General features: G+C 65.0%; 18 protein-coding genes. 17 read left to right on the forward strand and 1 reads right to left on the reverse strand.

Going from position 1 to position 18,955, the window contains the following annotated elements:
• Positions 1-82 precede the first annotated feature (82 nt).
• The 10 genes from plsX (at position 83) to rnc (ending at position 10,514) form a co-directional block, all read left to right on the forward strand.
• On the forward strand, positions 83-1,096 hold the full coding sequence (gene plsX / locus ABFE16_16335) for a phosphate acyltransferase PlsX (GenBank protein MEN6346873.1): 1,014 nt from the start codon (positions 83-85) through the stop codon (positions 1,094-1,096).
• A 171-nt stretch (positions 1,097-1,267) separates the two neighbouring features.
• Entirely contained in the window at positions 1,268-2,257 is a 990-nt protein-coding gene (locus ABFE16_16340; protein ID MEN6346874.1) for a beta-ketoacyl-ACP synthase III, read from the forward strand.
• Between the two features lie 73 nt (positions 2,258-2,330).
• Positions 2,331-3,479, forward strand: a complete 1,149-nt coding sequence (locus tag ABFE16_16345; protein ID MEN6346875.1) for an acyl-CoA dehydrogenase family protein — start codon at positions 2,331-2,333, stop codon at positions 3,477-3,479.
• A gap of 57 nt (positions 3,480-3,536) precedes the next feature.
• The gene (locus ABFE16_16350) at positions 3,537-4,319 is read left to right on the forward strand and encodes an electron transfer flavoprotein subunit beta/FixA family protein (protein ID MEN6346876.1); all 783 of its coding nucleotides are present in this window, start codon (positions 3,537-3,539) and stop codon (positions 4,317-4,319) included.
• 43 nt (positions 4,320-4,362) lie between these two features.
• The gene (locus ABFE16_16355) at positions 4,363-5,559 is read left to right on the forward strand and encodes an electron transfer flavoprotein subunit alpha (GenBank protein ID MEN6346877.1); all 1,197 of its coding nucleotides are present in this window, start codon (positions 4,363-4,365) and stop codon (positions 5,557-5,559) included.
• A 75-nt stretch (positions 5,560-5,634) separates the two neighbouring features.
• Positions 5,635-6,570: an ACP S-malonyltransferase gene (gene fabD, locus ABFE16_16360; GenBank protein ID MEN6346878.1), complete on the forward strand. Its 936-nt coding sequence runs from the start codon at positions 5,635-5,637 to the stop codon at positions 6,568-6,570.
• A 73-nt stretch (positions 6,571-6,643) separates the two neighbouring features.
• Positions 6,644-7,384 carry a 3-oxoacyl-[acyl-carrier-protein] reductase gene (gene fabG / locus ABFE16_16365; protein ID MEN6346879.1) on the forward strand — a complete coding sequence of 247 codons (741 nt, stop codon included), beginning with the start codon at positions 6,644-6,646 and terminating at the stop codon, positions 7,382-7,384.
• 74 nt (positions 7,385-7,458) lie between these two features.
• Positions 7,459-7,698 (forward strand): acyl carrier protein, encoded by a 240-nt coding sequence (acpP, locus tag ABFE16_16370; GenBank protein MEN6346880.1) that lies wholly within the window; start codon positions 7,459-7,461, stop codon positions 7,696-7,698.
• 763 nt (positions 7,699-8,461) lie between these two features.
• Entirely contained in the window at positions 8,462-9,700 is a 1,239-nt protein-coding gene (fabF, locus tag ABFE16_16375) for a beta-ketoacyl-ACP synthase II (GenBank protein ID MEN6346881.1), read from the forward strand.
• Positions 9,701-9,737: 37 nt separating this feature from the next.
• Positions 9,738-10,514, forward strand: coding sequence for a ribonuclease III (rnc, locus tag ABFE16_16380; protein MEN6346882.1), 777 nt, complete (start codon positions 9,738-9,740; stop codon positions 10,512-10,514).
• A 3-nt stretch (positions 10,515-10,517) separates the two neighbouring features.
• On the opposite strand, the gene ABFE16_16385 is transcribed toward rnc, so the two are convergent.
• The gene (locus tag ABFE16_16385; GenBank protein ID MEN6346883.1) at positions 10,518-11,027 is read right to left on the reverse strand and encodes a GyrI-like domain-containing protein; all 510 of its coding nucleotides are present in this window, start codon (positions 11,025-11,027) and stop codon (positions 10,518-10,520) included.
• Positions 11,028-11,185: 158 nt separating this feature from the next.
• Between ABFE16_16385 and ABFE16_16390 the strand changes: the two genes are divergently transcribed.
• The 7 genes from ABFE16_16390 (at position 11,186) to ABFE16_16420 (ending at position 18,815) form a co-directional block, all read left to right on the forward strand.
• Positions 11,186-11,641 (forward strand): NUDIX domain-containing protein, encoded by a 456-nt coding sequence (locus ABFE16_16390; protein ID MEN6346884.1) that lies wholly within the window; start codon positions 11,186-11,188, stop codon positions 11,639-11,641.
• Entirely contained in the window at positions 11,638-13,938 is a 2,301-nt protein-coding gene (locus tag ABFE16_16395; GenBank protein ID MEN6346885.1) for a hypothetical protein, read from the forward strand. The genes ABFE16_16390 and ABFE16_16395 overlap by 4 nt, the downstream gene beginning before the upstream one ends.
• A 284-nt stretch (positions 13,939-14,222) precedes the next feature.
• On the forward strand, positions 14,223-15,506 hold the full coding sequence (locus tag ABFE16_16400; protein MEN6346886.1) for a DegT/DnrJ/EryC1/StrS family aminotransferase: 1,284 nt from the start codon (positions 14,223-14,225) through the stop codon (positions 15,504-15,506).
• Between the two features lie 11 nt (positions 15,507-15,517).
• The gene (locus tag ABFE16_16405; GenBank protein ID MEN6346887.1) at positions 15,518-16,306 is read left to right on the forward strand and encodes a sugar phosphate isomerase/epimerase; all 789 of its coding nucleotides are present in this window, start codon (positions 15,518-15,520) and stop codon (positions 16,304-16,306) included.
• 60 nt (positions 16,307-16,366) lie between these two features.
• Positions 16,367-17,818, forward strand: a complete 1,452-nt coding sequence (locus tag ABFE16_16410) for a hypothetical protein (GenBank protein MEN6346888.1) — start codon at positions 16,367-16,369, stop codon at positions 17,816-17,818.
• Positions 17,819-18,054: 236 nt separating this feature from the next.
• The gene (locus tag ABFE16_16415; GenBank protein MEN6346889.1) at positions 18,055-18,375 is read left to right on the forward strand and encodes a PadR family transcriptional regulator; all 321 of its coding nucleotides are present in this window, start codon (positions 18,055-18,057) and stop codon (positions 18,373-18,375) included.
• 74 nt (positions 18,376-18,449) lie between these two features.
• Positions 18,450-18,815, forward strand: a complete 366-nt coding sequence (locus tag ABFE16_16420) for a NifB/NifX family molybdenum-iron cluster-binding protein (GenBank protein MEN6346890.1) — start codon at positions 18,450-18,452, stop codon at positions 18,813-18,815.
• Positions 18,816-18,955 lie beyond the last annotated feature (140 nt).

The following is an 18,955-nucleotide window of genomic DNA, read 5'->3' on the forward strand; positions in this document are numbered from 1 at the left end:
AACCGGAGCGATCCGGGCCGCACTGCCTTGTCTTCCAGTTGCAGACCGGTGACGTAGGGCCGGGGGACCTCAGGAGCAGCCAATGATCATCGCGCTCGATGCGATGGGAGGCGATTTCGCGCCCGAAGAGATAGTCAAAGGCGCGATTCTCGCCCAGGATGAACTCGAAGCTCAGATAGCGCTGGTCGGCTCCCAGGAGCGGATCGCACCGATCCTGGAGCAAGCGCATGCTTCGGACCGTCTGTTCATCCGTCATGCTTCCGAGGTCGTCGAGATGGAGGACAGCCCGCGTGTGGCCCTCCGCAGCAAGCCCGACTCCTCCGTCGCCCAGACTGTGAACATGGTGCTCAAGGGGGAGGCACAGGCCTGCGTCTCTGCCGGTAACAGCGGTGCCTACATGGCCCTGTGCCACACCCGTCTGCGGACGATTCCGGGCATCGACCGTCCGGCCATCGCCCTGTTCTTCCCGACTGCTGCCGGTCCCCGCGTCATTCTCGATGCGGGGGCAAATGCCGACTGCAAGCCGGCCTACCTGCAGCAGTTCGGCATCATGGGCAGCGTGTACGCTGAGTTCGCCCTCGGTCTCGAGCGGCCCCGGGTCGGGGTCTTGAGCATCGGCACCGAGTCGCACAAGGGCAACGAGCTCACCCAGGCAGCCATGCCGTTGCTGGCCGAGGCCCCCATCAACTTCATCGGGAATGTCGAAGGTGACCAGATCTTCGGGGATGAGGTAGATGTGGTGGTCTGTGACGGCTTCGTTGGCAACGTCGTCCTGAAGGTGGCAGAGGGGCTGGCGGGGATGCTCTTCTCCTCGATCAAGAAGAGCATCGCACGCAGCATGAAGGCGAAACTCGGCGCCCTGCTGCTCAAGGACGCCTTTGGGGATTTCCGTCGTCAGTTCGACTATCAGGCCTATGGCGGCGCGCTCTTGCTGGGCGTCAACGGCATTTGCGTGGTGAGCCACGGCAAATCCGATGCCCAGGCGATCAAGAACGCGCTGCTCGTGGCGGAACGATCCGCCAGGGCGCAAGTGGTAGAGCATGTCCGTGAGACCTGCCAAGGTCTCATGGAGACAAGCCAGAGCCTTAGCGTCTGACCAGGCGCTCGAAGCGATGGGAGCGCTCTGGGATCCACTCGGAGCCGAGAGTTTCCGGGGGACTCCCTCGGTGCGGTATCGCGTGTGCCTTCCGGCCTGGACCCTATCCCTCGCAGCCACCCCGCTTGACCTGACGACCCGGGCTGCGTCCCAATGAGGACAGAGCTGCACATGGAAACCCGTGGCGCGTGCATCATGGGGCTGGGTTCCTACGCCCCGGAGAGAGTGCTCACCAACGACGATCTGAGTCGGATCGTCGATACCAACGATGAGTGGATCCTAGACCACACGGGCATCCGTGAGCGTCGCATCGTTGCCGAGGATCAGGCGACCTCCGACCTGGCCTGCGAGGCAGCCAGGCGGGCCATGGAGGACGCCGGCGTCTCCCCCGCGCAAATCCAACTGATTCTTGTTGCAACCGTCAGCCCCGACCACCACATGCCGGCTACAGCCTGCCTCGTTCAGGACAAGCTGGGCATCAAGGGTGCCGGGGCCTTCGACCTTGTCTGTGGCTGCACGGGGTGGGTTCAGGCTCTCGTCACCGGCGCGCAGTACGTCCAGTCCGGCTCTATGGACCATGTGCTGGTGATCGGCGCGGACAGCTTGAGCCGTATCACCGATTGGACCGACCGCGCCACCTGTGTCCTCTTCGGCGACGGTGCCTGCGCTGCTGTTCTTGGCCCCTGCGAGCCTGGCCAGGGGCTGCTTGCCTTCCGCATGGACACGATCGGGGAGGCAGCTCCGCTTCTGGCCATCCCCGGCGGCGGCAGCAAGATGAGGATGACCCCCGAGCTTCTGGCCGAGCACATGGACTGCGTCAAGATGAACGGCCACGAGGTCTTCAAGCTGGCCGTCCGAGGTTGTCCGGACATCGCCGCCGCAACTCTCGAGCAGGCCGGGCTTGACCCGCACGAAGTCGACGTTCTGGTGATGCACCAGGCCAACCTGCGCATCATTGAGGCAGCGGCGAAGCGTCTGGACATCCCCTACGATCGTCTGCCCATCAACATCGACCGCTACGGGAACACCTCGGCGGCCACCATCGGCCTGGCGCTGGACGAGTACCGACGCGACCACGAGCTGAAGACGGGCGACGTTGTCCTGTTCGTCGCTTTCGGGGCCGGGTTTGCCCTGGCTTCTGCCGTATTCCGTTGGGTGTAGTCAACCGCCAGGTAGCCCTGCGGCCCTCGCGGGAGTTGGGCTCCGTCGGCGACCAATACAGGGAGGACCTCGCATGGATTTCGCCTTCACCGAGGAACAGCAGGAGATCTTCGACGCCGTTGCCGAGATCTGCAAGGATTTCAAGGCCACGTCGCGCCAGGTAGATGAGTCCGGCGAGTACCCCTGGGCCAACATCCAGGTCATGCGTGACTGCGACCTCTTCGGGATTCCCGTCCCTGAGGAGTACGGCGGCATGGGCATGGGCTACCTCGAGTGGGCTGTTATCGGCGAGATGCTCAGCTCGGCCTGCACCACCACCGGAGCCGTCTACGGCGCCCATATGCTGGCCCTGTACCCCATCATGGCTTTCGGCAACGAAGAGCAGAAGCAGAAGTACCTCACCCGCCTCGCTACCGGTGAGAGCATCGGCGCCATGGGCCTCACCGAGCCCGCCGTCGGCTCTGATGCAGGTTCCGTTCAGACGCGTGCCGAGAAGCGCGGCGACAAGTACATTCTCAACGGCACCAAGATCTTCATCACCAACGCCGGCGACGCAGAGGTCTACGTGGTCGTGGCCAACCTGCACCCCGAGAAGGGGACCCGCGGCCTGACCGCCTTCATCATCGAGAAGGACTTCCCCGGCTTCACCTTCGGCAAGAACGAGAAGAAGATGGCCTACCCCTCGCTGTCGAACCGCGAGCTCATCTTTGAGGACTGCGAAGTGCCGCTGGAGAACCTGCTGTACAAAGAGGGCCGGGGCTTCCGCGTAGCCATGGACCTGCTCGACGTGGGCCGCATCGGCATGGCCATCGGCGCCGTCGGTCTCGCGCAGGCCGCCTACGAGGCCGCCGTCCAGTATGCGCTGGTACGCGAGCAGTTCGGCCGCAAGATCAGCGAGTTCCAGGCCATCCAGCATCACCTGGCCAACATGGCCATGGACATCGAGTGCTCCCGCAACCTGGCCTACAAGGCCGCCTGGATGAAGGACCAGGGCGTGGAGTTCTCCAAGATCGCCGCCATGGCGAAGCTGTACAGCTCCGAAGCCGCCAATCGCGTCTGCGACAGGGCTGTCCAGGTCCACGGTGGCCATGGCTACACCGCCGAGTTCGACGTGGAGCGCTACTACCGCGAGGCCAAGCTCTTCGATATCGTTGAGGGGACCTCGGAGATCCAGCGTAACGTCGTCGCCGTCAACCTGCTGCGCGAGGCCATCGGCAAGTAGTCCGGCGGAACCGAATCGATCCTTACATCACGGGCGTTCCCACGAGTGTGTCAGGACATGAACCTCATCGTCTGTATCAAGCAAGTTCCGGACACCACTGAGGTCCGGATTGACCCGGTCACCAATACGCTGGTTCGCGAAGGGGTTCCGAGCATCATCAACCCCTTCGACGAGAACGCGATCGAAGAGGCGCTCCAGCTCCGCGAGAAGTACGGCGGCGAGGTCACCATCCTCACCATGGGGCCACCGCAGGCTGCCGATGCCTTGCGTCAGGCCCTGGCCATGGGCGCCGACAAGGCCGTGCTGCTATGCGACCGTGCCTTCGCCGGCAGCGACACTCTCGCCACCAGCTACGCACTGTCCAAGGCCGTGCGCTACCTCGGCGAGTATGACATGATCCTCTGCGGTAAGCAGGCCTTCGACGGTGACACCGCGCAGGTCGGCCCCGGTCTCGCCGAGCACCTGGGCATCCCCCAGGCCACCTACGCCATCCAGGTCGGGGTGGAGGGCAAGAAGGCCCGTGTGAAGCGCCTGCTGGATGATCGCTTCGAGCTCGTCGAGATGTCCATGCCCTGCCTGATCACCGTGGTCAAGCAGATCAACGACCCGCGGCACGCCAGCCTCAAGGGCGTCATGAAGGCCCGCAAGGCCGAGATTCCGACTCTGAGTGCCGAGGACATCGGTGCCGACCCGGAGCGCTGTGGCCTGAACGGATCGCCCACCAACGTGGTGCGCATCTTCACTCCGCAGCGTACCCGCAAGGCCGAACGCCTCGAGGGTGAGCCGCCGGAGATGGTAGCGACGCTCGTTGAGAAGCTGAGGGCAGACAAGGTCCTCTAGGCCCGAGCGTACGACAAAGCCCTCAGAAAGCTTGGTATCTGGCATGTCCATTCACGTTGATCTTGAGAAGTGCACCGGCTGCAAGCTCTGCCTCAGCGCGTGCCCCTACGGCGCCGTTGTCGTGGAAGAGGGCAAGGCCCGCTTCACCGACGATTGCAACGGCTGCGGGGCCTGCGCCTCCTCCTGCCGGTTCGACGCCATCATCGTCGAGCTGCCGAAGAAGGAAGACGTCGACACCAGCCAGTACAGCGGCATCTGGGTGATCGCCGAGGTCCATGACGGCCGCCTGGCCGATGTGACGCTGGAGCTTTTGGGCGAGGCCCGCCGACTTGCCGAGACTCTCGGCGAGGAAGTGTCGCTGGCGCTGCCCGGCAACGGAGTCGAAGGGCTTATCCCGCAGGCCGCCGCCTATGGCGCCGACAAGGTCTACCTGGTCGAGCATGAAGTGCTCACCCAGTACCGCACCGGTCCGTACACCGACGTCATGTCCGGTCTGATCCACACCTACAAGCCGGAGATCGTGCTCATCGGCGCGACTCCCATGGGCCGCGATCTCGCCAGCCGCATCGCCGCAAGGATCGGCGCCGGCCTCACCGCCGACTGCACGGGGCTCGATATCGACGTGGAGACCCGGCTGCTCCAGCAGACCCGTCCGGCTTTCGGCGGCAACATCATGGCGACGATCCTGTGCCGGAACGCTCGGCCGCAGATGTCCACCGTGCGCCCGCGGGTCATGAAGAAGATCGAGCCCCGCGAGGGTGTCACGCCGCAGGTCGTTCGCGTGTCGGTCGACCTCAACGAGCGCGTTGTGGCCTCCAAAATCGTCGAGATCCTCCGCGAAGAGGGCGGCGAGCAGGTCAACCTGCAGGATGCTGAGATCATCGTCTCGGGCGGCCGCGGGCTGAAGAAGCCCGAGAACTTCTCGCTCATCCGCGAACTGGCCGACGCCCTGGGTGGCGCTGTCGGCGCCTCGCGCGCAACGGTCGATGCCGGATGGATTCCCGCCTATCACCAGGTCGGCCAGACCGGCAAGACCGTGCAGCCGAAGCTCTACGTTGCTGTGGGTATCTCCGGCGCCGTGCAGCATCTGGCCGGGATGTCCTCCTCCGATTGCATCGTAGCGATCAACAACGATCCGAGCGCACCGATCTTCGACGTTGCCACCTACGGAATCGTGGGCGACCTCTTTGAGGTCGTCCCGGTGCTGACGAAGGCCATCAAGGAGGAGTTCGGGCGATAGGAGGCGCAGGCCGCCTCTGCCGCAAGGCAGGGGACCGCTGTGTCTTCCGACAGGCCCGGTTCTTGCATGAAGCTCATGAAGCCCAGGATCGCCTACATATTCCCCGGACAGGGGTCTCAGACGCCCGGCATGGGCAGAGAGCTTGCGCAGGACTCTCCGGCGGCCGCCGAAGTTTTTGCGGCCATCGATGACGCTCTGGGCTTTTCTCTCAGCGAGATCATGTTCGGCGACGATGCCGCCGCGCTGATGCCGACGCAGATCCAGCAGCCCGCGATCTTCGCCCACAGCATGGCCGCCTTCGCAGCACTGCGCAGCCGCCACCGCGACGGACCGCAGATGCTTGCCGGACACAGCCTGGGCGAGTACGCCGCCGTTTGTGCGTCCGGAGCCCTGGAGCTGTGCGAGGCTGCCTGCCTGGTGCGCACCCGCGGTGAACTGATGGGCAAGGCCGCCGAGGAAGTCGGTGGCGCCATGGCCGCCGTCCTGGGGATGACAAACGAGGAAGTCGAGGCTCTGGTTCAGGAGGCCTCCTCAGCAGGCGTCCTGGCTATTGCGAACTACAACACGCCGGGTCAGGTCGTTATCTCGGGCGAGGCCGAGGCGGTAGCCAGAGCCCGCGAACTGGCCCGCGAGCGCTCCAAGAAGGTCATCCCGCTCAAGGTCAGCGGCGCCTTCCACTCACCACTGATGGCTCCGGCGGCCGAGGCCCTGCGGCCTCACCTGGAAGCGGCCGACCTGTGCAAAGCCATGGTGCCGGTGGTGTCGAACGTGGACGCCGTTTCGCGCTGGGACGCCGAGGGCATCAGGCAGGGCCTCATCGCCCAGGTGACCCAGAGCGTGCGCTGGGAAGACAGTGTGCGCTGCATGATCGCTCTCGGAGTTGAGGCGTTCATCGAGCTCGGGCCGGGCAGCGTTCTGAGCAAGATGATCCCGCGCATCGAGGACGGGGTGCCTGCCTTCAGCGTCGGGACCCTGGCCGAAGTGTACGCGGTGCTGGAGCTGCTGGGCTGATCCGTACAGCGGCACCGGCCGACGGAAAAGCACTCGAGATCGGGCTCACGGGCCCTCTCGCAGGAGGTAACACATGGTTCTCGAAGGCAAGATCGCAGTCGTGACCGGCGCAGGGGGCCTCATCGGGCGGCATATCGCCAAGACCCTGGCCTCCGATGGTGCGGACATCGTCGTCAACGACATGGTGGAGCAGACGGCCAAGCAGACGGCGGAGGAGATCGAGGCAATGGGCCGGCAGACGCTGGTTACCATCGGTAGCGTCGCCAAGGCCGAGGACGTCGACGCCATGGTCGAGGCCGCCCTGGAGCGCTTTGGTCGCATCGACATCATGGTCAACAACGCCGGTATCACCCGGGACGGTCTCCTTGTGCGCATGAAGGAGGACCAGTGGGACCTGGTGCTCGACGTAAACCTCAAGAGCGCCTTCCTGTGCACCCGTGCCGTTGCGCGCCCGATGATGAAGCAGAAGGGCGGGCGGATCATCAACATCGCCTCGGTCGTCGGTGTGACGGGCAACGCCGGACAGGCCAACTACTCGGCCTCCAAGGGCGGGCTCATCGCTCTGACCAAGACTACGGCGAAGGAACTTGCCAGCCGCAACGTCAACTGCAACGCGGTTGCACCGGGCTTCATCGAGACACCGATGACAGAGCAACTGCCTGAGGAGGCACGGACTGCCTGGCTGGCGAACATCCCGCTGGGCCGGCCGGGCACGGCGCAAGATGTGGCTGACGTGGTCGCATTCCTGGCGGGCCCGCGGTCGTCTTACGTGACCGGTCAGGTGATCAGGATCTGTGGCGGCATGGTGATGTAGCGCTTCTGGACCGAGCATTACCCTACCAGTTCAACTGGGTAACCGACGCACACAACCGAAGGGAGACAAGCTGGATGGCCCTGTTCGAGAAAGTCAAGGAAGTTATCGTCCGTGAGTTGTCCGTTCCGGAGAGCAAAGTCACCGAGAGCGCGAGCTTCGATGGCGACCTGAGCGCCGACTCGCTGGACGTTGTCGAGCTGGTTATGGCCCTCGAGGACGAGTTCGACATCGAGATCCCGGAAGAAGACGCAGAGAAGATCCGCACGGTGGGCGACGCTGTTCGCTACCTTGAGGAGAAGGGCGTTAGCGCGTAAGAGCGCTACCTTGCTGTCTCGGTGGGACAGGCGGCCAGCCGGTTCTTGTAGTGCGAGGCCGGCGATGCAACCGACGGGCTGCCTGTCTCACCGCCGCTTACTGACACTCTGGGGGGTGCACCCTGTCCGCCCTGGCAAGCTGTCAGATATGCGGGTCGTGTGACCAGCAGACCTAGGTCGACCATGGGCCGGCGCGTTATGTCAGGTGCCGCGAAGGCGGCCTGATTGCCAAGGCCGACGCGGAGGCACTGCTCGCGGAGGCCGAGGGGCACTACGCCGAGGAGAGCTACTTTGGCGTCTATTCGCGCTGGTTTGCGCGGAAGCTGTGGAGTGCGCGACGCAGGATCGACCTGTTGCGGAGCTACCAGCCGACGGGCTGCGTGAGGTCGCCAGAGTCCTAAAGCCCGGTGGGGTCCTTGGGCTGGTCGTACCCAGCGGGGAATATCTGCGGGCCTGTCTGTTCCGCAACACCTATCAGAATTACCGGGGGCTGTGGGCACGAACGCACCTCGTGTACCACAACGCGCGGACCCTATCGCGGGTGCTGGTCTCTTGTGGCCTGCAACCGCTGCCACTTCCGCTCGTGCACCGTGGGGCGTTGTGTCGTGGCCCTGCGGAGGCGGCGGCGGAGCTGGTGGCGAGTGTACCGCGATATCTGCTCGCATCCTTTCGCAGAGCCTGTCGTCTCAGCCGGAGCCTGCTCGTGATCGCGCGCAAGGCCGTCTGAGGCCCACAGGAATCCTGAGCAACGAGGGCCATCACCATGCTGAACCGAGTCGTCATCACCGGAATTGGCTGCATCTCCCCAGTGGGACACTCGCTGGCCGAGGTATGGTCTGCCGCCGTCGAGGGACGGACCGGCGTCAAGCAGATCGAGCTGTTTGACACGACCGAGTATGACGTCCATTTCGCCGCGGAGATCAGCAACTGGGACCCGACGGCCTTCATGGACGGCAAGCTGGCCAAGCGCTGCGACCGCTTCGTGCAGTTCGCCATCGCAGCGGCCGACCAGGCTCTCGCCGACGCCCAGTTGGGCATCGCTGAAGATAACGCTGACGACATCGGCGTCGTGATCGGCTCGGGCATCGGCGGCATGCACGTCTGGGAGGCCCAGCACGAGATCCTGCTCAACCGGGGTCCCAAGCGTGTGTCGCCCTTCCTGATCCCGATGCTGATCTCGGACATGGCCTCGGGGATGGTCTCCATCCACACCGGCGCTCGCGGGCCGAACTATGCCGTGGTTTCGGCCTGCGCCAGCTCCACCAACGCCATCGGTGACGGCTTCGAGCACATCCGTCGCGGCACCGCGAAGATGATGATCACCGGCGGCACCGAGGCGGCCATTACCCCGATCGGGCTGGCCGGCTTCTGCGCCGCCAAGGCACTCTCGACTCGCAACGACGATCCGGCGACGGCCTGCCGGCCCTTCGACAAGACCCGCGACGGCTTCGTCATGGGCGAGGGTTCCACGATCGTGGTCCTTGAGGAACTCAGCCACGCCGTGGGGCGCGGTGCGAGGATCTACGGCGAGATCGTGGGCTACGGCGCCAGTGGGGATGCGCACAACATGGTTGCGCCGGAGCCCTCGGGAACCTGCGCCGCCAGTGCGATGCGAGCCGCCCTCAAGCAAGCAGAGATGACGCCCGACGAGATCGACTATGTCAACGCGCATGCGCCGGGGACTCCGGGCGGCGACGACATGGAAGCGCGGGCACTGGGGCTGCTGTACTCGGGCGACTACTCGCCGATGGTGAACTCCACCAAGCCCATCCACGGTCACCAGCTTGGCTCCACCGGTGCGACCGAACTCGCACTGTCCCTGATGATGATCCGCGACGGCCTGGTGGCACGCACGCTCAACTGCAACGAGGTCGACGACGACATCCGCATCGACGTGGTGAGGGGTCAGAACCGCGAAGCTCGCGTCGACACGATCATGACCAATTCCTTCGGCTTCGGTGGGCACAATGCTGTACTCATCGCCCGCCGCTACGAGGGCTGAGAATCTGCCGGGCACGCCCGGCCTTAGCAGGCGCACTGTGGAAGAACGCCGCAACAACGAGACAAACAACCATCTCACGCAGGCCGACCTGAGTGACAAGCACTGGGAAACGGTCGCGCAGGAAATCGGCTTACCTGAGGGCATGTCGACGGCACTGCTGCGCCAGGCCTTCACCCATGCTTCCTTCGCCCGCGAGGCGAACATGGGCGCTACGGCCTCCAACCAGCGATTGGAGTTCCTGGGCGACGCCGTACTCGACGTCATCCTCGTCGAGTACCTGTACCTGCGCCACCCGGACATCCCCGAAGGCCAACTGACCAAGATGAAGGCGACGGCCGCCCGGTCGCAGACCCTGGCGCGGATCGCCCGGCAGCTTCACCTGGGTACCTATCTGCTCCTGGGACGCGGCGAGCAGGAGACCGGTGGCCGCGAGAAGCCTTCTCTGCTGGCGGACTCCTTCGAGGCCCTGGTCGGCGCGATCTACCTGGCGACCGGCCTCGAAAGGACTCGCAGCTTCGTCCTCAGCCGCTTCGAGCAGGTGCTGGCCGAGATCGAGGCGCAGTCGACTATCTACGACCACAAGACGAGTCTGCAGGAGCTGCTCCAGGAGCACGCGAAGCAGACGCCCTCCTACGTCACGGTGCAGACCCTTGGGCCGCCACATGACCGGACCTTCGTCGTGCGGGTGCAGTTCCGGGGCATCAACATCGGTGAGGGTGAGGGCTCCAGCAAGCAGGCCGCCCAGCAGGCAGCCGCTCGACACGCCCTCGAAACCCAGGAGACGTGGCTCCCCGACGCGCTTGCGGAGAAGTAGCCCCTAACACTTCCGCACCGCATAGCGCAGAATCGTGCGGACCTCCCGCGCATCGGGTTTGGTCAGGTACTCCTCTTCGTGCGGGCCCGCGAGTTCGTAGCCCTTGGCTGCGATGAACTCGTGCAGGCGATCGACCGACGGCTTCTCCTCCGAGTAGGGACCGATGTGCAGGATCTGCGCCACCGTGCCATAGGTCCAGCGCTCCACCTTCAACTCCACCGTCTGGTCCTTCGAGGCGATCTCGGTAACGTCCTCGGGGATCGGCAGGCCCCAGATGCCCGTCCACTCGTCTCTGGCTACGGTGTGCGCGTCCGGCCACCGTGCGCGCAGCGGGCCGACCTTCATCTCGCGCCCCTGCTTCCTGAGAGTGAACTTCAGCCCAAAGACGCTCCCGAACAGGGCAGGCATCACCCGCTCCATCTGTGGGCCGGGCTCGCCGTGGGTGTACACGACGGCCATGGTCTGGTCCGGCATCTCCAGGATCTGCGGGTCCGTGCGCTTGACAGCCGGCATGAGGTCATCGACTCCTTGGCCAACGCAACCGGTGGAAGGACCACCGCCCTCGCAGCGCGAAGTCATCTACCCTATTCGGAAGCGTTGGTATGTACGAGTTCGCCGTCGCCGGGCCCGGTCCTGCCCCGCGTCCACCCCGTGTCACCGGAGGCACTCCGATGAGTCGTCGCCCGATGAGAGTCCGCGCTGTGGCCGTCGTCATCTACGACGACGAGACGCTTTTGGTGGAGTCCACGCACTCGCCTGGGTCCTGGGTGCCGCCGGGTGGACGCGTCGAGAGTCGCGAGGCCTTGCAGGAGGCGGCGGTGCGCGAAGTGGCCGAAGAGACCGGCGTGCAGGTAGAGACTGCGGGGATGATCGCCTATCGTGAGCTGTGGTGGGGTGAGGAGGACCTGCTGGAGTTCTACTTCGCCGCTCGACCCATCGGCGAATCGGCCGGCTGGGCCGGTTCAGGTCCCGAAGGGCGTCCTGCGAAGTGGGTGCGACTGGAGGACCTGGACAGCCTGCAGTGCTACCCGCTGGCGCTTCATGCTCTCTGCCGACTGGCCCAGGAAGCCCTCGAGGGCTCTGAACTCGTGGCCTGGCACATGGGTACCGAGGAGGTCCGGGAATGAGGCGATCTGTGCAGTGGGCCTGCCTGTCGGCGGTCCTGTTTCTGGCCGCAGTACAGCTTTGCGCAGCGCCCACTTCGGTGGCCTATCTGTGCAAGTACGGCGAGGCTCCGCGTCGGCTGCAGACTCTGCCCGTTCCGGCCACCTCCGAGCCCCTGGATACCCTCAAGAGCTGGGACCTGTTTGCCGTGGATAGCATCGCCCGCGCCGTGCGAGGACAGGCACGGCTGACTGATGCCTTGCCCCTCTTTGAGACGCTGCTTCGCAACGGTCCCTACGCCGGCGCTTTCGCGGAGAAGTCGGCGACGATCGAGCCTTTCACCGCACTGCGTGCCCGCCGGTTCCTGGATGCCGCCGCTCGTCTGGCAGCGGGTCCGAATCCGGGCCTGGTGCGTGAGCTTCTAGCAGACGCCAAGCTGGTCGCGCTGCTTCGCCAGGACACCACGGGTTCCGCTCGCACCGCCGGGGACTACTTGCTGGCCCACGACCTGACCGGCGCTGATGCGTCTTCTGCGCGGGCGAGATTCCTTCCCTGGCTGCTGGGCACACAGGAGCAGGTGAGCGACCCCGAGCTTGCGGCACGCTGCCTGACCCAGGTGGATCAGGGCAACCTGGGCGGCGACGTCGCCCGACTTCTGGCCGACACCTACCTGTGGGACTTGCGCCTGTTCCTCCTGGCCTACCCGACCGACGAGGAGCTGGCGGCGGCCCTCAAGCTGCCGGACGACCAGCTCACTTCGACCTACACCCAGAAGGTCTCGGCAGCACACCTGCGCTACTTCCTCTTCGGCGGACGCGAGGTCAAGGCAGTTGCAGAGGCCTGGGACGGCTTCGAGGCCGACCGGTTCCTGAAGGAGCATCCCGACTTCGCCTGGGTTGCCCATGCCGCCGCTCTCGCCCATGAACTGCAGGCAGGGACGGTCCTGCGAGTGACCGGCGAGGACACGCTGCTTCTGGGCAAGTCCGGGGAAACGCTGCCAAGGACGTATCTTGTCGAGCCCGCGCAGGGCGCGACCTATGCGACCGCCTCCCTCGTCTGGCCCCGGTCGGTAGACAAGACCTACGACGGTGTGCGCTGCCTACAGGACACGACGCTCGTGCGCTATCTCTCCCCTCTCAGCGCGCAGGCCAAGGATAGCGGTCTCTCCTACCAACTGGCCTTCACCAAGGCCGGCACGCAGCGGCTGACCTTCGAGTACCGGCTCTACGGGCTGGACCTCCAGACGGTCAGTCATCCGGTGGTCGTCCGCTATCCGGGCACCGAGGAGACCGATCCGACGGCAAGCAATCAGCGGTTCTCGCCACGATCGGTGGTGCTGGAGCTCACGACGCCGCCGGCTGGATTCGTGCCGGTTGCCAACGCCGGGCAGGTGCCCTCCGCTGGACAACCGCAGGTGATCAACGGTGGCCGCAAGGTCTTCGAGTTCACGGACGGCCGGCACGCCATGGAGCACCTTGTGGTGTACGAGATTCGCGCAGCCTCCGAGGACCGCTTCCCTGAAGAGGTCACCTACTGCGACCCGAACCCTCGCGGCGACCAGGCAATCAGTCAGCGCGCCACTGAGGAGGCCGAGACGCAGGTCGCCAAGCCCCTGCAGGGCTACTTCGACCTCGTCCCCGGCCGCTACCGTGTGCTCGGACGCGACTGCTGGGTCGGTCGGAAGGGCTGCGGCCAGGACGGTCAGTGGTACTACGTGCTTTGCCGCGGGACCGAGACCTACTACAAGCGCAGCGAGCTGTACCCGTACCAAAAGTACTGGGATCCGCTCATCGGTGAGCAGTCGGTCTATGACACCTCGAAGATCAAGGACGACACCATCGCCTATACCGAGGCGGTGCTCCAGGCGCTGAGGGCAGTGGGTCCGGGCAAGGCCCCGACGACCGCCAGTGCCACGCCTGGGGAGAAGACCACAGCGTACCTTGGCGAAGCTCGTCAGATCCTCCAGGAGGACACCGACTTGGTGGCCCGTGCGAATCTGATCGTGGCGGCCTGGCAACAGAAGCGCCTCGACAACGAGGCTGCTGCGAAGACCATGCAGGAGGACATTGCGGCCGCCTACGATGCTCTCTCGGCGCGAGCTGCGGCCCTGTCTGCGCCCGACCCGACACTGCAGAGGATTCAGGAGGGAGTGACGACGGCGCTGAGCGTGGGCGTTGCTGCCTCGGGGCTAATGCACCGTGGGATCCTCAGCGCTGACCCGGACAAGGTGACGCGCGGCATCAGTCTGCTGCACAGCTTCGACGCCGACCGCCAGGCCCTACAAACGCGAGTGATGACCTTCGGGCTGGAGCTGAAGTAGCGTCGCGGAGGGCCAGGGCGTCCCAAGGTCCTGGCCCTCGTCCCCGTCTTGCGGAAGGGCGAGTTGGCATCTGATGAAGTGCCGTCTCGTCTTCCAGAACCAGGCAGGTCCCCGCGATCTCGTGGCGAAGAGACCGCGACGAGGTCCGTCGTCCTGAGCCGTCGACGCAGACCTCGCTGTCACGAGCCACATCGACAGTGGCCCTCACACCTTCCACCCACCGAACGAAGGGATCCCGGCAGACGGTCTACCCGCCCTGCCCATCTGACAAGGAGCGCACAGACATGAGCAAGCTGGCAATCTACGGAGGCCCCAGGACCCTGGACCCGGCGGAGATCAAGCCCTGGCCGCCAATCGATGAGACCGACGAGAAGCTGGTGCTGGACGCCCTGCACGCGGAGAAGCAGGCTCGTGGCGATCACGCCCTCGCCTTCGAGAAAGAGTTCGCGGAGTGGAACGGCAACCGGTATGCCCTCCTCACAAACAGCGGCACGGCAGCTCTGCACATGGGCCTCGTCGGCTGCGGCGTCGGCGCCGGCGACCATGTGCTGGTCACCGCCTACACCTGGAGCTCCAGTGCTACCTGCATCCTGCACCACAACGCCATCCCCATCTTCGTCGACATCGACTTTGACACCATCAACATGGACGTCGACAAGATTGAGGCCGCGATCACTCCTCGCACCAAGGCGATCGTCGCAGTGAACCTGCACGGCCTGTGCCTGGACTATGACAAGCTCCTGGCCGTCGCCCGCAAGCACGGCCTCAAGGTCGTCGAGGACTGCTGCCAGGCACACGGCGCGCAGTTCCATGGCAAGAACTGCGGCACTTTCGGCGACTGCGCCGCCTTCAGTCTGAATCAGAACAAGTGCATGTGCAGCGGTGAGGGCGGCGTCTTCGTCACCGACGACGAGGAGGTCTACCAGAACGCCTCGCAGCTCTGGAGCTTCGGCGAGGTCCGTAAGCCCGAGGAGCGCCGGGACTACCATGCCTACGCCCTGGGCTGGATGTACCGCAACAACGAGCTGACGGCCGCCTTCGCTCGCGCCCAGTTGGCCAAGTACCCGCGTCACTTCGAGATGCTGCGGCGCAACGGTGCGGTGCTCAATGAGATCCTGCCGGGCACTCGTGCCCTCATCCTGCCCACTGAGCCCGAGGGCTTCGTGCACAACTGGTACAACTACAACCTGCGCGTCGACTACCAGGCCGCCGGATGGACCGGCGATCGGCGCCGCTTCCGCGATGCCGTCAATGCCGCGCTCAATGCCGAGGGCGTACCCACCAGCATCTGGCAGCAGTTCATCCTGCCCGAGATGACGGTCTTCCAGGCCAAGAACGCCTACGGTGGCGGGTTCCCCTGGTCGATCCCCGGCGCCGATGAGGGCGTCAACTACGACCCGGCGCAGTTCCCGGTGGCGCAGCGTCACTGCGAGAGCTACATCGCCCTCGTCATGGCTCTGCGCGCGCCCAATGGCCCGGACATCGCCGAGAAGATCGGCCTCGGCATCCGCAAGGTCTTCGACAACATCGGCGAGATCGATCCCGATCGCATCCTCCCGCAACAGTAAGGGTGAGTCACTTGAAGCTGTGCATGATGAGCTACACCATGGCCCGTCAGGGCGTGGGCGTCGAGGATATCGTCCGCTGCGCCGAAGAGCTCAAGCTCGAGGGCATCGACTGGGTCAGCACCTATGATCGTGACCCGCACGAGCTGAAGAAGCTCAGTGACGCCGCCGGTCTGACGGTCGCCTGTCACACCTTCTTCCTGCCGGGCTTTGCCTCCGGGAGCGACTGGCGTGGTGCGGCTAAGCGAGGACTCGACAACGCCCGCGTCCTGGGCGCACCCGTGGTGATGATTCCGACAGGGACCGCCCCGGACCTGAGCCGCGACGAGTTCCGACGTCAGTGGACCGATGCCCTGGAGGAGATCGCACCCCTGGCCCGTGAGGCCGAGATCGCGTTGACGATCGAGAACTTCCCGGGTGCCGAGAGCGCCTTCGTCACCGCCGCCGACTTCTATGCCGCGAAGGAGCGCGTGCCCGACCTGAAGCTCACCTTCGACGACGGGAACGCCGCCAGTGGTGAAGACCCGGTCGCCTCCTTCGAGGCTTGTGCGAAGGACGTCGTCCACATCCACCTGAAGGACTGGATCGTGCGAACCGAGCCGACCGAAGGGTACCGCAAGATGCTCGATGGTCGGTACTTCAAGGCCGCTCTGATCGGCGAGGGCGACATCCCGACCGCTGCCTGCTGGGAGGCTTTCCGCCGGGCAGGCTATGCGGGCTTCATCAACATCGAGTATGAGAGCAACGAGATTCCGGCCGCCGAGGCCATGAAGAGCGCAGTCGATTTCCTCCGGAGCCTCTGATAGAGGGCTCCATGCTCTACACAGGAGGCGGCATCAGTCGCCAAAGGGAGAAGCTTGAACATGAGCGCCAGAGCGTCCTATGGATGGGCCAGTCGCGACATCACGCCGCATCGGCCAGTCTCCTTGCGCGGCCAGTTCAACCTCCGCATCGCCACCAAGATCATGGACCCGCTGACCCTCACCGTGCTCGCGGTCGAGGCCGACGGTGAGCAGGTGCTTCTCGCCTCGATCGACAGTTGCGCCGTCGACCAGGAGATGCTCGAAGTGGCTCGCGAGAGGCTGCACGAGAAGCTCCCCGAGGTCGATCCCCGCAAGCTGATCACCGGGGCCACTCACACCCACACGGCGCCCTTCGCAGGCGGCAAAGTCGGCCTACAGAAGGACGACGACTACACGAAGGACATCCGCGCCAAGTACCCGGACTACATGACCGCTTCCGAGTACTGCAGCTTCCTGGCGGACGCCCTGGTCTCAGCGGCCTGCGAAGCCTGGCAGAATCGCAAGGTGGGCTACCTGGCCTGGGGATACACGAACGCGGTAGTGGGCGAGAACCGGCGGGTCCGCTACTTCGACGACCGCGCGATGATGTACGGCAGCACGCACACCGACGACTTCTCCCACATCGAGGGGCACGTCGATCACGGCCTGCACCTGCTGCTCACCTACGATGCGGACCAGAAGCTCACCGGCGCAGTGGTGAACATCCCCTGCCCGTCGCAGTGCACCGAAGGCTCTCAGGACTCCATCTCCGCCGACTACTGGCACGACGTTCGCGAGGCTCTGCGAGCCATCTACGGCGCAGACCTCTTCGTCCTGCCACAGTGCTCGGCAGCCGGTGACCAGAGCCCGCATCGGCAGGTAGACACTCGTGCCGAGGAGCGCATGCTCCAGCTCAAGTACGGCGCGGGCCTCAGCCGACAGGATAACCGCGGCCTGCGCAAGGAAATCGCGCACCGCGTCGCCGTTGCCGTAGAGCATATCGAGCCGGTGATCCGCAAGGACCTGCGCGACAGCGTGGTCCTCAAGCACGAGTACCAGACGCTGAAGCTCGATCACTGGAAGGTGACCGACAAGGAGTACGAGACCTTGCAGGCGGAGAGCAAGGAGCTGCAGGCACGGCTGGAGGAGCTTGGCGACGGCGACCGTCTCAGCTCGGCCTACACTTCGGCTCACTCGCGGCTTGCCTGGTGCCAGCGCGCGGTGGACCGCTACGAGCATCCGTTGGAGAACGTTCCCGTCGAGGTCAACGTGGTCCGGCTGGGCGATATCGCCATCGTCACGGCGCCCTTCGAGTACTACCTGGACTTCGGCGACCGGATCAAGGGCCGCTCCGAGGCAGTGCAGACCTTCGTGGTGCAGCTGGTCGGTGGCGGCAGCTATCTGCCGACCGAGCGTGCAGCCGCGGGTCTCAGCTACGGCGCCATTCCTGCGAGCTGCAAGGTCTCGCCGAAGGGTGGCCAGCAACTGGTCGAGGCAGCGGTCGCAACAGTCCGGAACATGTTTGCGGGCTAGGTGGCTCGGATCGTGGTGACGGTCCGGCTGCCCGCGGACATCTGAGAGTACGCGAGCTCCAGGGCCCCGACAAGGGTTCTGGGGCTCGTTCTATGCCAGAGCCCTTGACAGGGGAACGAGCCAGTGCTATATGTAATTCACATAGTATGTCAATCACATAGAGTGTAGCCATGCGCCGAGGATGCTGCCCGAGACATCAGAACATGCAAGGCCCGTGCTCCTGTGGACTGGGACGGATGTCCCGCCTGGTGGAGCCCGTCATCCTGAGCCTGCTATCTCGTGACCAGGCCCGCTACGGCTACGAGATCATGGAGCAGGCGAACCGCGAGGCGCTCACCGACTCTGAGATCGATGCCGCCGTGGTGTACCGCACGCTGCGAACCCTTGAGGACGCGGGCTGTGTGCAGTCCGAGTGGCAGCCGGGCGACGGCGGACCGCACCGCCGGATGTACCAGATCACACAGGTGGGGCGCGAGCACCTGGAGGACTGGCTGAGTGTGCTGGCCCGGCATGGCGAGCGGCTCAGCCAGTTCGTGCAGCAGCACCGGACTGAGTAAGGCAGGAGCAGGTGCAGGCCTGCTCCGTTTTCGGCTATCGTATATGTAAATCACATACAGCGGAGGTTCACGAGATGAAAGCGGCAATCGCTTGCGATGGAACACGAGTTTCCCAGCACTTCGGGCGATGCGAGAAGTACCTCGTCGCCGAGCTTGACGGCACAGATACACGCAGCGTGCAGTGGCTGGCGAACGCCGGACACGAACACGGAGTGCTGCCCGAAGTCATCCGGCGCGAGGGCGTGCAGGTAGTAGTGGCAGGAGGCGCGGGGCCACGAGCCCAGCAGCTCCTGGCTGAGTATGGTGTTCAGATGATCCTGGGGGCCTCGGGCGATGCCCTGGAGGTCCTGCAGGCCCTGGCCCAGGGGACTCTGCAGCCCGGCGCGAGCTCCTGCGACCACAGCAAGTGCGATCACACCGGGTGCAATCATACCGGCTAAGCGTCCGGCCTGCGGCGCATGCGGCCAGACGCATCACTGACAAAGGACGAGGTGACCCGAATGCGAGGTTACGGCCGTCAAGTAGGGTTGCGAGGCCGGCGTGGCTCCTGTGCCGGCAGGCGTGGTGACTGGAGGGGTGG

This window comes from Armatimonadia bacterium, assembly GCA_039679385.1.
In the GTDB taxonomy this organism is placed as follows: Bacteria; Armatimonadota; Zipacnadia; order Zipacnadales; family JABUFB01; genus JAJFTQ01.